Below are 14144 nucleotides of genomic sequence, written 5' to 3' on the forward strand. Positions count from 1 at the left end.
TGCGGCCCTTATCCCGCTTTCTCCTGCGCTCCTCGGCACAGCCAGAGGGGACTAGGGTCAACGCGCCGTGGCGCGTCCTTGTGTGGGGTGCAGGAGTGCTTCCGCTCCGGGTCTTCTTTCAAGGCCGAGCGAAGCAAAGGCCTGTCGGGTATCTGCGGCCGAGCGCAGCGATGGCCCGAACCACCCCTCTGGCTGCGCCGAGGAGCGCAGCGTTTCGCGGATCAGGGCTCGCAGCTGTTTGAGCGAAGCGAGTTCTGCGAGACCCCGCGAAACGCGAGCACCGCAGGTTGCCCCGGAGCGAAGCGCAGGGGTCGCAGACAGTGGGTCGCCTTTTCTTTGGTTACTTTCTTTTGGCGAAGCAAAAGAAAGTGACTCGCCCGCCGGGGCGAGACCCGGCCAACAGCCTAAGCAAGGCAAACACATCAACCCCCAACCCCCAACCCCTCGAACTTCAAAGCCAGGAAATCAACCAAAGCTCGAACCCGAGCCGCAACAAACCTCCCACTGGGCAACAACGCATGCAACGGATAAGGCTCCGTCTCCCAATCCGTCATCAGATGCACCAGCCGCCCCGCCTCGATATCCCCACGCACATCGAGCGCCGACTTCAACGTCACCCCATACCCCGCCACCGCCCATTCGCGCGCCAGCGAAGCATCGTCCACGCTGCGGTTCCCATCCACCCTCACCTCCGTCCACTGCCCGTTCTGCGCAAATCGCCAGACCCGATGCAGCCGTCCCCCGCGGTTGAAGATCAGGCAGTTGTGATGCACCAGGTCCTGCGGCACCTTCGGCGCCGGGTGCCGCCGCAGGTAATCGGGCGAGGCCGTCAACAGCGGATTGGTCATCGCGAACGGCCGCGCCACCAGCCGCGAATCGGCCAGCGCGCCGTAGCGCAGCGCCACATCGACCTCGTCGCGCATCACGTCCAGCGGCCGGTCGCCCACCGACAGCGACAGCTGCACGCCCGTGTGCAGCGCGAGGAACTCGTCGAACCAGGGCAAGAGGGTGCTGCGCGTGAGGTCCGAGGGCGCGGCCACGCGCAAGGTGCCGACCAGCTCGCCGCGGTCGGCCGTGACCAGCGATTCGCCCTCGGCCAGCAGCTCGAAGGCGCGCACCGCGTAGTCGAGCAGGGTCTGGCCCTGCGGCGTGAGGCGCATCGCGCGCGTGGAGCGCTCGAACAAACGCGCGCCGAGCTGCGTCTCGAGCCGCTTGAGCGTGGCGCTGGCGGCCGCGGGCGTGATGCCCAGCGCATGGGCCGCGGCCGTCAGCGTGCCGGCGCGCGCGGTCTGCACCAGCACCCGCAGGTCCGAGGTATTTTCAATCTTCATTTGAAAGTGTTGCTCGCCTAGCCAGTCTTATCAAATCAGGATTGTCGCCCTACATTCGATCCATCTCCAGATTCGCCACAAAGGAACCGCCATGAAAGCCGTCGGCTACTACCAGCCCCTTCCCATCGACAACCCCGAGGCGCTGCAGGACATCGAGCTGCCCGCGCCCCAGCCCGGCGCGCGCGACCTGCTGGTGCGCGTGAAGGCGGTGTCGGTCAATCCGGTCGACACCAAGGTGCGCAGGAACGCCGCGCCCGAGGCCGGCCAGGCCAAGGTGCTGGGCTGGGACGCGGTCGGCACGGTCGAGGCCATCGGCGCGGGCGTGAAAGGCTTCAAGGTCGGCGACCGCGTCTACTACGCGGGATCGATCGTGCGCCCCGGCGCCAATTCGGAACTGCACGCGGTCGACGAGCGCATCGCCGCGATCGCGCCGGGCACGCTCGACGATGCCCAGGCCGCCGCGCTGCCGCTGACCACCATCACCGCCTACGAGCTGCTGTTCGACCGCCTGCGCGTGCCCAAGGGCGGCGGCGCGGGACAGACCCTGCTGATCACCGGCGGCGCCGGCGGCGTGGGCTCGATCCTGATCCAGCTCGCGCGCCAGCTCACGCAGCTGCGCGTGGTCGCCACCGCCTCGCGCGCCGAGACCCGCGCCTGGTGCCTGGAACTGGGCGCGCACCTCGTCATCGACCATTCGAAACCGCTCGCGGCCGAGCTCAAGGCCGCCGGCATCGCCGAGGTCGACATGGTCGCGAGCCTCACGCAGACCGAGCAGCACTACGCGCAGATCATCGAGAGCCTCAAGCCCCAGGGCCAGCTCGCGGTGATCGACGACATGAAGGTGCTCGACGCGATGCCGCTGAAGACCAAGAGCCTGTCGCTGCACTGGGAAATGATGTTCGCGCGCTCGCGCTTCGAGACGACCGACATCGCCGAACAGGGCGCGCTGCTGGCCGAGGTGGCCGCGCTGGTCGACGCCGGCCGCGTGCGCACCACCGCGAACGCGAGCTTCGGCACCATCAACGCCGCCAACCTGCGCCGCGCCCATGCGCTGATCGAAAGCGGCAAGGCGCAGGGCAAGGTGGTGCTCGCCGGGTTCTGAACGAAGCTCAGCGCCTCCAGCGCAGGCTGCGCACCCGCTCGCGCTGTTCTTCCTCGTGGAAGTGCGCGAGCGAGGGCTTGATGAGGTCGCTGCGCGCCACGATGCCGACCAGCAGGCGCGAATCGGCATCGCGCACCACCGGCAGCCGCTCGAGCCCGTGGCGCGCGAGCCGCGTGGCGACCGCGCGGCAGTTCTCACCGGGCAGCGCGACCACCGGCGGCGTGCCGGCCACGGCATCGCCGACGGTGCCGTTGCTCCAGGCGGCGAGCACGGCGCGGTCGGCCACGCCGATCAGCTCGCGCCCGCGCAGCACCGGGAACGCGCGGTGCGCCTGGTCTTCGCCGAAGTACATGGCCAGCGCCTCGGCCACCGGCAGGGCGGCGTCGATGGTGCGCACCTCGCGCGTCATCACCTCTTCCACGAACTGGCGCTCGAGCGGATCGATGCCGTACTCGCGGTAGATGTGATGGCCGCGGCGTGCGATCTTCTCGGTGAGGATCGAACGCCGCATGGTGAGCACGGTGAAGCCGTAGGCGGTGGCCGAGGTGGCGAGCAGCGGCAGCAGCGCATTGCTGTCGTGCGTGAGCCCGAAGGCGAACACGGTGGCCATCAGCGGCGCGCGCATGGTGCCGCCGAGCGTGGCGGCCATGCAGACCAGCGGCCACAGCATCGGGTCTCCACCCGGCAGCACGTGCGAGAGCACCGCGCCGAGCGCCGCGCCCATCATCAGGAGCGGCGCCAGCACGCCGCCCGAGGTGCCCGAGCCGAGCGCGATCACCCAGATGATCGCCTTGACCGCGATCAGCGCCAGCACCGCCTGCCAGGCCAGTTGGTTGTGCAGCAGGTCGCCGATCACGTCGTAGCCCACGCCGAACGCGCGCGGCTCGAAATAACCGCCGATGCCCACCGCGAGGCCGCCGAGCGCCGGCCACCACATCCAGTGCAGCGGCAGCTTGCCGAACAGGTCCTCGACCTTGTAGAGCGACAGCGAGAGGCTGGCCGAGAGCGCGCCGCACAGCAGTCCGGCCACCACGCACGACAGCAGCGCGAGCGGGCCAGGCACCGCGGTCTGCAGCGGGAACAGCGGCCCGGCCTCCATCAGCAGCGGCCGCGTGAAGCCCGCGACCGCGCAGGCGATCGCCACCGGCAGCAGGCTGCGCGGGCGCAGCTCGAACAGCAGCAACTCGACCGCCAGCAGCACCGCGGCCACCGGCGTGCCGAACACCGCCGTCATGCCCGCGGTGGCGCCGGCCACCAGCAGCGCCTTGCGCTCGGCCGCCGACAGGTGGAAGTGCTGCGCGATCAGGGAGCCGATGGCGCCGCCGGTCATGATGATCGGCCCCTCGGCGCCGAAGGGCCCGCCGCTGCCGATCGCGATGCCCGAGGACAGCGGCTTGAGCACCGCCACCTTCGGCGACATCTTGCTGCGGCCGAACAGGATCGCCTCGATGGCCTCGGGAATGCCGTGGCCGCGGATCTTCTCGGAGCCGTAGCGCGCGATCAGCCCGATCACCAACCCGCCAAGCACCGGCACCGCGATCACCCAGGCGCCCATCGTGTGGCCGGCCGGCGAGCGGTCGGCCAGCGAGAAGCTCTGGAAGAAGAACAGGTTGGTGAAGAAGCGGATCAGGTCGAGCAGCACGCGCGCGGCCACGGTGCTCGCGGCGCCGATGACGGCCGCCAGGGTGGCGATGCGCAGCAGGCGCGCATCGAGCGCGAAGTCGCCGCGGCGATGGGTGGAAGTGGACATGGAGGGGCCGGAAGCCGGTGGCGCGAAAGCGCGCAAATATATCACCTCATGACATAAATGGGCGATCGGCGCCGCCGTCTGTCTGCGCCAGAATCGCCCGATGGACCGCACGCTCATCGAACCCGAAACGCCCCGCCTTCGCCTGCGCCAGTGGCGCGAGAGCGACCTCGCGCCCTTCGCCGCGCTGGTCGCCGATCCGCAGGTGATGGAGTTCTTTCCCGCCACGCTGTCGCGCGAGGAGAGCGACGCGCTGGTCGCGCGCTTCATCGAGCGCATCGCGCAGAACGGCTGGGGCTTCTGGGCCGCCGAGCACAAGGAGTCCGGCGAGCTGATCGGCTTCACCGGCCTCAATGCGCCGGCCTATGCCCTGCCCTTCTCGCCCTGCGTGGAGATCGGCTGGCGGCTCGCGCGCCAATGGTGGGGCCAGGGCCTCGCGAGCGAGGCGGCGCGCGCCTCGTTGGCCACGGGCTTCGAGCGGCTCGGGCTGGACGAGATCGTGTCCTTCACCGCGCTGCCCAACCGGCGCTCGAGCGCGGTGATGCAGCGCCTGGGCATGCGCGAGGACCCGGCCGGCGCGTTCGACCATCCGCTGCTGGCCGAGGGCCATCCGCTGCGCCGCCATTGCCTCTACCGGCTCGACCGTGCGGCCTGGCAGGCGCAACAAGGCGCCTGAAATCAGAAGGCCTTCACCAGCAGCACCAGCCCCGAGACGATCGCGAACACCTGCACGAAGATGCGCAGCAGCCGCCCGTTCACGCGGCGATGCACGAGGCGGCTGAGCACCGCGCCCACGACCAGCGCCGGCAGCAGCAGCGCCGCGGCCTGCAGCTGCGGCAGGCCGACGCGGCTGGTGGCCAGCAGCACGGCCAGCGAGACCAGCTCGCCGAGCAGGAAGCACAGCGCGATGGTCGAGCGCATGGTGGGCGCCGGCTGGTGCTGGTAGACCAGCGCCAGCGGCGGGCCGCCGATGCCGGTGGCGGTTTCGGTGATGCCGGTGACCAGCCCGGCGCCGACGAAAGCGCCGCGCCCCGGCGAGAAGGCCGGCATCAGCAGGGTGACCAGCGCGGCCGCGACGGTCGAGGCGCCGACGAACAGCGAGAGCTGGCCCGCGCTGAGCGCCGCCAGCACCCACAGGCCGCCCGCGGTGCCCGCGACGCGCCCGCCGGTGATCCAGCGCGCGCCGGTGCCGTCGATCGCGCCGCGCTCGCGCCAGGCCACGTAGAGGTTCAGCGGCAGCATCAGCACCAGCACGCACACCGGCAGCAGCTCGGGGCGCACGAGGCCGATCACCGGCGCGGCGATGAGCGCGAAGCCGACGCCGGTCGCGCCCTGCACGAAGGCGGCGACCAACACGGCCAGCGACATCAGCACGAGGTGCTGCGCGCTCATCGGGCGACCTGCCGCCGGTGCTCGGCGGCCGTGGGATGCAGCCGCACGATCGGCGCGCGCGCAATCGCGGCCTGGGCGGTGCGCGCGAGCTGCCGTTGCAGCGCGCGCGCGTCCCAGTCGGTGGGCCAGCCCTTCCACAGCCGCAGCCGGCCATCGACGAACACCGCCTCGATCTGGTCGCGATTGCCCAGGCGCACCAGGTCCCAGGTCAGGTCGACCGAGGTGCACATCTCGGGCGTGTCGACGTCCACGAGCAGGAAGTCGGCGGCCTTGCCCACGGCGATCTCGCCGGTGCGCGCGCCCAGGCCCGCGGCGCGCGCGCCCTCGTGCGTCGCATGGTCGAACCAGGTCCAGCCGCCGCCGCTGGAGGCATCGCCCACGGCCAGGCCGAAGGCGATCTTCTGCGCCGCCTCGGCCGCATCCATCAAGCGGAAGCCGTCGCTGCGCGTGGCATCGGTGCCCAGGCCGAAGCGGATGCCGAGCGCGGCCATGAGATGGGCCGGCGCCACCGCGTTGCCCTTCCACTGGCTCGCGACCGGGTTGTAGCTGACGGCGGTGTCGGTGTCGCGCAGCAGCACGAGCTCCGGCGGCGTCACCAGCGTGCCGTGCGCGATCAGCACCTGCGGGCCGAGCGCGCCCAGCTGCGCGAGCAGTTCCAGCGGGCGCCGGCCGCGCGCGACCACCGAGCGCTCGACCGAGGCCAGGTGCTCGTTGACGTGGGTCTGGAACACGGTGCCGGCCTCGGCGCACAGCGCGGAGACGCTCGTCAGCATCTCGTCGGAGGCCGCCTCGGGCACCGAGATCGCGAGCGAGGGATGCACCAGCGCATCGCCCTGCCAGCGCGCGAGGAAACGCTCGGCCTGCGCCTTCAGCACGCGGCGCTCGGCATCGCCGCTCTCGTTGCCGCCGTCGTTGCAGATCAGCCCGAGCACGCAGCGCAGGCCGGTCTCGTGCAGCGCGCGCGCCATGGCGCCGATGTCGCCCGGCGCGCGGGTGCCGGCGTCGCACACTGTGGTGAAGCCGCCGCGCAGCGACTCGAGCGCCGCGAGCTTGGTCGCGAGGTAGACGAACTCGTCGTCGAGGCTGGATTCGAGCGGCACCCACACGCGCCGGAAGATCTCGGACGGCTCGCCGTAGGCCAGCGACTTGCCGAAGGACTGCGTGAGGTGGTGGTGCGCGTCGATCATGCCGGGCATCAGCAGCCGGCCGGGCAGGCGTTGCGGCACCAGTCGAGGATGGCGCGCGGCCAGCAGCTCGGCGGGGCCGATGTCGGCGAAGCGGCCGTCGGCGATGTGCACGGCGTGGCCGGAGGCAGGGCCGTCGCGCAGCATCAGGTGGTCGGGCACGAGCAGCAGCTCGGGGGCCGCGAAGGGCGCGGCCTCGTGGTCAGGGGACATGTCTGGATCCGGGAGAGAAGAGGAAAGAGAAGAAGCTCACTGCGGCGAGACCGGCGGCGGCACCGCCGACGGCAGGGGCGCCGCGCGTCCGGCCGGTGGCCGGTTGAACAGCAGGTTGAGCACCACCGCGGTGATCGAGCCCATCGCGAGGCCGTTGCCCAGCACCAGCTGCAGGGTGTCGGGAAAGCGGCTGTAGAGCCCCGGCACCAGGATCGGCAGCAGGCCCATGGTCAGCGCGCCCGCCAGCACGAACATGTTGCCGCGCTCGTGCAGGTCGGTGCGGCGCAGCATGTCGATGCCCATGGTGCCGATGATCGCGAACACCACCATCGCGGTGCCGCCCACCACGGCGGCCGGGATCGCGCTGGCCAGCCGGCCCAGCGGCGCCGACAGCGCGATCAGCACCAGGATCGCGCCGGCCATCGCTGTCACGTAGCGCGAGCGCACGTTGGTGGCGCGCACGATGCCGATGTTCTCGCCGCTGGTGATGATCATCGAGGTGCCGAACAGGCCGCCGAGCAGCGACACCAGCGCGTCGCCGCGCACGGTGCGCGGCACCGCGTCGCGCGGGTCGATGGGCCGGCCCACCACCTCGGCCACGGCCACCGTCTGGCCGGTGGCCTCGACCATCGAGATCACGCTGAAGATCAGCAGCGGCACCGCGGCCACGAGGTCGAAATGCGGCAGGCCGAAGGGCAGCAGGGTCGGGCTGCTCCACACCGGGCCGGCGGCCACGGGCGAGAAGTCCATCAGCCCGAAGGCGGCCGCCAGCAACGTGCCGGCCAAGAGGCCCAGCAGCACCGCGAGCTGGCCCAGCATGCCCTTGAACAGGCGCGCGAACAGCACCGTGAAGCCGATGGTGGCGAGCGCCAGGCCGATGTTCACCGGGTCGCCGAAGGTGGGCGTGCCGGCCTTGCCGGCGATGATGCCGCCGTAGACCTTGACCAGGTTGATCGACACCAGCAGCAGCAGCGTGCCGATGACGATCTTCGGGAAGAAGCGCAGGCAGCGCGCGAACACCGGCAGGATCAGGAAATAGAACAGCGCCGTGAGGATCACCGCGCCCGAGGCGGTCTGCAGGTCGCGCTGCTGGGCGATGGTCACGAACATCACGATCGGCGCGCCGCCCGGCACCATCACGAAGGGCAGCCGCGCGCCGAACTTCCACGGCCCGAAGGACTGCAGCAGGGTGCCCAGCCCGCACAGCAGGAAGGTGGCGCTGATCAGGTTGACGGTGAGCGCGGCCGACAGGCCCAGCGCCTTGGCCACCAGGAACACCGAGGTGATCGGCACCGCGGCCATCACCAGCACATGCTGCAGGCCGAACAGCAGCAATTGGGAAAAGGGCAGCACGGCATCGACGGGCGCTGGCTCGTTCGCACGGGACATGATCGTTTTTCCTTGGATCGGTCCGCACCCAAATCGATTTGGGCGCACTGGCAAAAAAATCCGCCGCAGCGGGTGAAGTACATTCCGGGCAGGCGCCCAAAACGATTTGGGAATTGAAGCACCGCTTTCGTGGAAGGTCAATACGGGATGAACACCGAGCGAGCGCCACGGGCGAACATCAAGGACGTGGCGCGCGAGGCCGGCGTGTCGCCGACCACCGTGTCGCACGCCCTCAACGCGCGCGGGCAGGTCGATGCCGAGACCCGCGCGCGCGTCGAGCGCGCGGCCGCCAGGCTGGGCTACCGGCCGAACCGCAATGCGCAGCGGCTGCGCACCGGGCAGGCGCACATGATCGCCCTGCTGTCCTCGATGCCGCTCGCGGTGGCGGGCGGGCCCTCGCGGCTGGGCTTCCTGATGGAGGTGGCGGCGGTGGCCGCGGCGGCGGCGCTCGACCGCGGGCTCGCGCTGGTGCTGGCGCCCGCGATGGAGAACGGCCTGGTGCCGATGGAGCTGCTCGACGTCGATGGCGCGCTGGTCATCGAGCCCTCGGCCGGCGACCCCAACCTCGCGAACCTGCTGCGCCGCGGCCTGCCGGTGGTGGCCATCGGCAAGCCGGCCGAGGGGCCGGTGATGCCGCCCTACGTCGACATCCATTCGGGCCGCACCACGCGGCTGCTGCTCGAGCACCTGCACGGCCAGGGCGCGCGCCAGGTCGCGATGATCCTGGGCGCGGCGCAGCGCAACTCCTACCTCGAGGCGCGCACGGCCTATGAAGAAGCGATGGCCGCGCGCGGCCAGCCGCCGCTGCTGTCGCTGGTCGAGGAGGTGCGCGGCGAGGCCGGCGGCCACGAGGCGGCGCAAGCGCTGCTCGCGGCACATCCCGGCATCGACGCCTTCTGCGTGCCGGTCGATGCCTTCGCCACCGGCGCGCTGGCCGCGATCGTGCAGAGCGGGCGCCGCGTGCCCGACGACGTGATGGTCGCGACCCGCTACGACGGCCTGCGCGCACGCACCAGCGTGCCGCCGCTCACCGCGGTCGACCTGCACCTGGAGGAGGTGGCGCAGCAGGCGATCGCGCTGCTGTTCGACCACCTGCGCGGCGACGTCTCGCGGCATCGGGTCGAGGGCCCGGCCGCGCAGCTGGTGGCGCGGCCCTCGTCGGTGCGCGGCGGCTGAGCGTCCTTAGTTCTGCTTCGCGCGCGATACCCTCCACACGACGTTGCCCACGTCGTCGGCCACCAGCAGCGCGCCGCTCTTGTCGAGCGCCACGCCCACCGGCCGGCCCTGGGCCTTCTCCTGGGCATCGAGGAAGCCCGTGAGCACGTCGACCGGCGGGCCGCTGGGCTTGCCGCCGATGAAGGGCACGAACACCACCTTGTAGCCCGACTTGGGCTTGCGGTTCCACGAGCCGTGCTCGCCGATGAAGACACCGCTGGCGAACTGCTCGGGCATGCCGCCCGGGCGCGAGAACGCCAGGCCCAGCGGCGCGACGTGCGAGCCCAGCGCATAGTCGGGCGCGATCGACTTGGCCACCATCTCGGGGTTCTGCGGCTGCACGCGCACGTCGACCACGCCGCCGTAGTAGCTCCAGGGCCAGCCGTAGAAGGCGCCGTCCTTCACCGAGGTCAGGTAGTCGGGCACGAGGTCGCTGCCGATCTCGTCGCGCTCGTTGACCACGGTCCACAGCGCCTGCGTGTCGGGATCCCAGCCCAGGCCGTTGGGATTGCGCAGGCCGCTCGCGAACAGGCGCTTCTCGCCGCTCTTGGTGTCGACCTCCCAGATGGCCGCGCGGCCCTCCTCGGCGGCCAGGCCGTTCTCGCCGATGTTGCTGTTCGAGCCCACGGTCACGTAGAGCTTGCTGCCGTCGGCGTTGGCGATCACGTTCTTGGTCCAGTGGTGGTTGATGCCCGCGGGCAGCGGCGTCACCACGGTGGGCTTGGCATCGATGGAGGTCTGGCCCTCGGTGTAGGGCACCTTCACGAGCGCATCGGCGTTGGCGATGAAGAGCTCGTTGCCCACCAGCGCCATGCCGTAGGGCGAGGTGAGGTTGGAGAGGAACACCTGCTTGACCTCGGCCGCGCCGTCGCCGTCGGCGTCGCGCAGCAGGGTGATGCGGTTGGCGCTGGGCACGCCGGCGCCGGCACGCGCCATCAGCTTGTTCATCACGAAGTTGCGCGCCTTGGCCATCAGGCCGCTGCCGCCGTCGGTCGCGCCCTCGGGCTTGGGCGGCTTGTTGCTCTCGGCCACCAGCACGTCGCCGTTGGGCAGGGTGTAGACCCAGCGCGGATGGTCGAGCCCGCGCGCCAGCGCCGCCACCTTGAGGCCGTCGGCCGGCGTGGGCGCGGCGGTGTCGTTCCAGCCGACCACGGGCGCGACGTTGACGGTGGGGATCAGGGTCTTGTTGGGCTCCACCAGCTGCGGCCGCGGGCCGGTGGTCAGTTCGGGCGTGAGCTTGGCCGCCTCGCCGCAGCCCGCCAGCACCAGCGGGACCAGGACCGCCACCAGCAGGGCCGCGGCCGTCTTGGGGGTGGGTGCTTGCTGCCGTGTCTTCATGCGCCGTCCTTCATGCGTTGCGGCGCGGCCGGACGCCGCGCGTCGGGCGATCTTCGAGCGGGCGGCGGCCCCGGGGCTGTCGGTCGTGGGCGCTTTCCGGCGTGGGCGCACCCCGTTCGCGCATCGCCGCTACCATCGCCGGGATGACCCACGACCTGTTCCGCGCCGACGCCTATCTGCGCTCCTGCGAAGCGCGCGTCGAGCGCATCGACGAGGCCGGCATCGTGCTGGACCGTACCGTGTTCTACCCGCTGGGCGGCGGACAGGCCGGAGACAGCGGCGTGCTGGCGCCGGCCGGCGGCGGCGGGATCGCGATCGCCGACACGCGCAAGGGCAAGGACGCCGAGGGCCGCGCCACCGACGAGATCGTGCACGTGCCCGCGCCGGGCCAGGAGGCCCTGCTGGCCGCGCTGAAGCCCGGCGACAGCGTCACCGCGACCATCGACTGGGAGCGCCGCCACCGGCTGATGCGCTTCCACACCGCCACCCACCTGCTCTGCTACCTGGTGCCGCAGCCGGTCAACGGCTGCTCGATCACGCCCGACTACGCGCGGCTCGACTTCCACATGACCGACCCGCTCGACAAGGAAGCGCTGACCCAGGGCCTCGCGGCGCTGGTGGGCGCGGCCCATCCGCTGACCGTCGGCGCCATCACCGATGCCGAGCTCGACGCCAACCCGGCGCTGGTCAAGAGCATGAGCGTGCAGCCGCCGCGCGGCACGGGCACGGTGCGCACCATCCGCATCGGCGGCGAGGGCGAGGCCCAGATCGACTTCCAGCCCTGCGGCGGCACGCACGTGGCCAACACCGCCGAGATCGGCGCCGTGGTGGTCACCAAGATCGAGAAGAAGAGCGCCAACAGCCGGCGCGTGGTGCTGGGCTGGGCCGCGGCCTGAGGCCGGCCCGGAACTTCGCCTCCCCTGAACGCTCCGACTGACGGCATGACCTTCCCGCGCCTTCGATTCGCTACGCTCCTGATAGCAGCATCCGCAGCCTGGATGCCGGCTCTGGCCCAATTGACTCCAGCGAAGACGAGCGCGGTCGTGACCACGCCGCATGTGCGCGCCGAACTGGTGGCGCACGCGCCCGATGGCGTGACGCCCGGCGCGCCGGTCTGGGTCGGCCTGCAGATCGCGCACCAGCCCGAGTGGCACACCTACTGGAAGAACGCCGGCGACTCCGGCCTGCCCACCGAGCTGAGCTGGACGCTGCCGCCCGGCGTGGCCGCCGGCGACATCGCCTGGCCGGTGCCGAAGAAGATCCCGGTCGGCAACCTCGCCAACTACGGCTACGAGAACACGGTGCTGCTGCCGGTGCCGCTCGAGGTGGCGAGCACCTTCAAGCCGCCGCTGGCCCTCACGGGCGCGGGCGGGCCGGCCGAACTCCAGGTGCGGCTCAAGGCCTCGTGGCTGGTCTGCCGCAAGGAATGCATTCCCGAGGAAGGCGAGTTCTCGCTGGCGCTGCCTGTGCAAGGCTCGACCGCGCTGCACAAGGCCGAGTTCGACGCCGCCCAGGCCGCCCAGCCGGCACAGCTCGCCGCGCCGGGCGCGATCGAGGTGCAGGGCAACAACCTGCAGGTGCGCCTCGAGGGCCTGCCGGCGGCCGCCCAGGGAAAGACGCTGGCCTTCTTCCCCGAGACCCCCGAGGTGATCCGCACCGCGGCCGTCTCCGGCAAGGACTGGACCCAATCCTGGCAGGGCGGCACCTGGACCGCCACGCTGCCGCTGGCCGACCAGCGCAGCGCGAGCCCCACGGCGATGCCGGTGGTGGTGGCGCTGGCCGAGGCCGACCGCCAGCCCGGCCAGCCGATCGCCTGGCGCGCCGAACCGCCCGTGAGCGGCAGCTGGCCCGCGGCGGCCGCCGCGCCCGCGGCCCAGGTCTCGCCCGCGCTGCAGGCGGCGCTGGCGGCCAACGCGGCCGATGCCGTCAAGACCGCCGCGGCCTCGAACGAGATCGCGCCCCAGCCCATGGGCACGCTGCTGGCCGCGCTGCTCGGCGCCTTCCTCGGCGGCCTGCTGCTCAACCTCATGCCCTGCGTGTTCCCGATCCTCGCGATCAAGGTGCTGGGCTTCGCGCGCCAGGCCGGCAACCGCAGCGCGCACCGGCAGGCCGGGCTGGCTTACACGGCCGGCGTGATGCTGTCCTTCCTCGCGCTCGGCGGCGCCATGCTCGCGCTGCGCGCGGCCGGCGCCGGCCTGGGCTGGGGCTTCCAGCTCCAGTCGCCCGCGGTGGTGGCAGTGCTGGCCGCGCTGTTCACGCTGATCGGCCTGAACCTGGTGGGCGTGTTCGAGTTCATGCGCACCGTGCCTTCGTCGGTGTGCAGCGCGCAGGCCAAGCACCCGATCGCCAACGACTTCCTCTCGGGCGTGCTCGCGGTCGTCATCGCCTCGCCCTGCACCGCGCCGTTCATGGGCGCCTCGCTGGGCTTCGCGATCGGCCTGCCGGCCGGCCAGGCGCTGCTGCTGTTCGCCGCGCTGGGCTTCGGCCTCGCGCTGCCCTACCTGGTGGCGGGCTTCGTGCCGGCCATCGCCTGGCTGCTGCCCAAGCCCGGCCCTTGGATGAGCACGCTGCGCAAGCTGCTGGCCTTCCCGATGTTCGCCACCGTCGCCTGGCTGGTCTGGGTGCTGGGCCAGCAGACCGGCATCGACGGCGCCGGCACCCTGCTGGCGCTGCTGGTGTGCCTGTCGGCGATCGTCTGGGCGCTCACGCTGCGCGGCCGCTCGCGGCTGGTGATCGCCACCGTGCTGATCGGCTTCACCGCGGTGCTCACCAGCGCCATCGGCCGCAACGTGCTGACCACCGTCGAACCCGCGAAGCTCGCGAGCGCCACGGGCTCGAAGGAAGCGCGCTGGCAGCCCTGGTCGGCCGAGCGCGTGGCCGAGCTGGCCGGCGACGGCCGCCCGGTGTTCATCGATTTCACCGCCGCCTGGTGCGTGACCTGCCAGTACAACAAGAAGACCACGCTGTCCGACACCGAGCTGCTGGCCGCCTTCGACGCCAAGAAGGTCGCGATGCTGCGCGCCGACTGGACCCGCCGCGACCCCGCGATCACCGCCGCGCTGACCGCGCTCGGCCGCAGCGGCGTGCCGGTCTACGTGCTGCAGGCCCCGGGCAAGCCGCCCGTGGTGCTGACCGAGATCCTGGGCAAGGACGAGGTCCGCGCGGCCCTCGCCGCGCTTTGACCACGGCTGTGACATGGGTTGTCACAGGCACATGAAAAAACCGCTCTAAGC

General features: G+C 71.5%; 11 protein-coding genes. 5 read left to right on the forward strand and 6 right to left on the reverse strand.

From position 1 onward, the window contains the following. Nucleotides 1–422 precede the first annotated feature (422 nt). Nucleotides 423–1331, reverse strand: a complete 909-nt coding sequence (locus tag KV106_RS35155; RefSeq protein WP_261216365.1) for a LysR family transcriptional regulator — start codon at nucleotides 1329–1331, stop codon at nucleotides 423–425. 91 nt (nucleotides 1332–1422) lie between these two features. On the opposite strand from KV106_RS35155, the gene KV106_RS35160 reads away from it, so the two are divergent. Further along, nucleotides 1423–2433: a zinc-binding alcohol dehydrogenase family protein gene (locus KV106_RS35160; protein ID WP_261216366.1), complete on the forward strand. Its 1011-nt coding sequence runs from the start codon at nucleotides 1423–1425 to the stop codon at nucleotides 2431–2433. A 7-nt stretch (nucleotides 2434–2440) separates the two neighbouring features. Here KV106_RS35160 and KV106_RS35165 read toward each other — a convergent pair whose 3' ends face one another. Next, nucleotides 2441–4183 carry a chloride channel protein gene (locus KV106_RS35165; protein ID WP_261216367.1) on the reverse strand — a complete coding sequence of 581 codons (1743 nt, stop codon included), beginning with the start codon at nucleotides 4181–4183 and terminating at the stop codon, nucleotides 2441–2443. A 100-nt stretch (nucleotides 4184–4283) separates the two neighbouring features. On the opposite strand from KV106_RS35165, the gene KV106_RS35170 reads away from it, so the two are divergent. Next, a complete protein-coding gene (locus tag KV106_RS35170) occupies nucleotides 4284–4856 on the forward strand; it encodes a GNAT family N-acetyltransferase (RefSeq protein WP_261216368.1) in 573 nt (190 codons plus the stop codon). Nucleotides 4857–4858: 2 nt separating this feature from the next. Here KV106_RS35170 and KV106_RS35175 read toward each other — a convergent pair whose 3' ends face one another. The 3 genes from KV106_RS35175 to KV106_RS35185 are packed head-to-tail and all read right to left on the reverse strand — an operon-like array spanning nucleotide 4859 to nucleotide 8358. Further along, nucleotides 4859–5572 carry a sulfite exporter TauE/SafE family protein gene (locus tag KV106_RS35175; protein WP_261216369.1) on the reverse strand — a complete coding sequence of 238 codons (714 nt, stop codon included), beginning with the start codon at nucleotides 5570–5572 and terminating at the stop codon, nucleotides 4859–4861. Further along, on the reverse strand, nucleotides 5569–6969 hold the full coding sequence (locus KV106_RS35180) for an amidohydrolase family protein (protein WP_261216370.1): 1401 nt from the start codon (nucleotides 6967–6969) through the stop codon (nucleotides 5569–5571). Before KV106_RS35180 ends, KV106_RS35175 begins: the two co-directional genes overlap by 4 nt. A gap of 36 nt (nucleotides 6970–7005) precedes the next feature. Beyond that, the gene (locus KV106_RS35185) at nucleotides 7006–8358 is read right to left on the reverse strand and encodes a uracil-xanthine permease family protein (RefSeq protein WP_261216371.1); all 1353 of its coding nucleotides are present in this window, start codon (nucleotides 8356–8358) and stop codon (nucleotides 7006–7008) included. Nucleotides 8359–8505: 147 nt separating this feature from the next. Here KV106_RS35185 and KV106_RS35190 point away from each other — a divergent pair, with 147 nt between their 5' ends. Continuing rightward, a complete protein-coding gene (locus KV106_RS35190; RefSeq protein ID WP_261216372.1) occupies nucleotides 8506–9534 on the forward strand; it encodes a substrate-binding domain-containing protein in 1029 nt (342 codons plus the stop codon). A 6-nt stretch (nucleotides 9535–9540) separates the two neighbouring features. Here the strand turns inward: KV106_RS35190 and KV106_RS35195 are convergent, their stop codons facing one another. Beyond that, nucleotides 9541–10911 (reverse strand): PQQ-dependent sugar dehydrogenase, encoded by a 1371-nt coding sequence (locus KV106_RS35195; RefSeq protein ID WP_261216373.1) that lies wholly within the window; start codon nucleotides 10909–10911, stop codon nucleotides 9541–9543. Nucleotides 10912–11054: 143 nt separating this feature from the next. Here KV106_RS35195 and KV106_RS35200 point away from each other — a divergent pair, with 143 nt between their 5' ends. Next, nucleotides 11055–11807 (forward strand): alanyl-tRNA editing protein, encoded by a 753-nt coding sequence (locus KV106_RS35200; RefSeq protein ID WP_261216374.1) that lies wholly within the window; start codon nucleotides 11055–11057, stop codon nucleotides 11805–11807. A 45-nt stretch (nucleotides 11808–11852) separates the two neighbouring features. Next, complete coding sequence (locus KV106_RS35205) at nucleotides 11853–14093, forward strand: protein-disulfide reductase DsbD family protein (protein WP_409976592.1); 2241 nt, start codon at nucleotides 11853–11855, stop codon at nucleotides 14091–14093. Nucleotides 14094–14144: the final 51 nt, after the last annotated feature.

The organism is Variovorax endophyticus, assembly GCF_025376855.1.
GTDB lineage: Bacteria > Pseudomonadota > Gammaproteobacteria > Burkholderiales > Burkholderiaceae_C > Variovorax.

What these genes read in the sequence shown, in the direction of transcription:
- KV106_RS35155 (WP_261216365.1), bottom strand. Translation starts at nt 1,331, where the DNA reads ATGAAGATTGAAAATACCTCGGACCTGCGGGTGCTGGTGCAGACCGCG.
- KV106_RS35160 (WP_261216366.1), top strand. Translation starts at nt 1,423, where the DNA reads ATGAAAGCCGTCGGCTACTACCAGCCCCTTCCCATCGACAACCCCGAG.
- KV106_RS35165 (WP_261216367.1), bottom strand. Translation starts at nt 4,183, where the DNA reads ATGTCCACTTCCACCCATCGCCGCGGCGACTTCGCGCTCGATGCGCGC.
- KV106_RS35170 (WP_261216368.1), top strand. Translation starts at nt 4,284, where the DNA reads ATGGACCGCACGCTCATCGAACCCGAAACGCCCCGCCTTCGCCTGCGC.
- KV106_RS35175 (WP_261216369.1), bottom strand. Translation starts at nt 5,572, where the DNA reads ATGAGCGCGCAGCACCTCGTGCTGATGTCGCTGGCCGTGTTGGTCGCC.
- KV106_RS35180 (WP_261216370.1), bottom strand. Translation starts at nt 6,969, where the DNA reads ATGTCCCCTGACCACGAGGCCGCGCCCTTCGCGGCCCCCGAGCTGCTG.
- KV106_RS35185 (WP_261216371.1), bottom strand. Translation starts at nt 8,358, where the DNA reads ATGTCCCGTGCGAACGAGCCAGCGCCCGTCGATGCCGTGCTGCCCTTT.
- KV106_RS35190 (WP_261216372.1), top strand. Translation starts at nt 8,506, where the DNA reads ATGAACACCGAGCGAGCGCCACGGGCGAACATCAAGGACGTGGCGCGC.
- KV106_RS35195 (WP_261216373.1), bottom strand. Translation starts at nt 10,911, where the DNA reads ATGAAGACACGGCAGCAAGCACCCACCCCCAAGACGGCCGCGGCCCTG.
- KV106_RS35200 (WP_261216374.1), top strand. Translation starts at nt 11,055, where the DNA reads ATGACCCACGACCTGTTCCGCGCCGACGCCTATCTGCGCTCCTGCGAA.
- KV106_RS35205 (WP_409976592.1), top strand. Translation starts at nt 11,853, where the DNA reads ATGACCTTCCCGCGCCTTCGATTCGCTACGCTCCTGATAGCAGCATCC.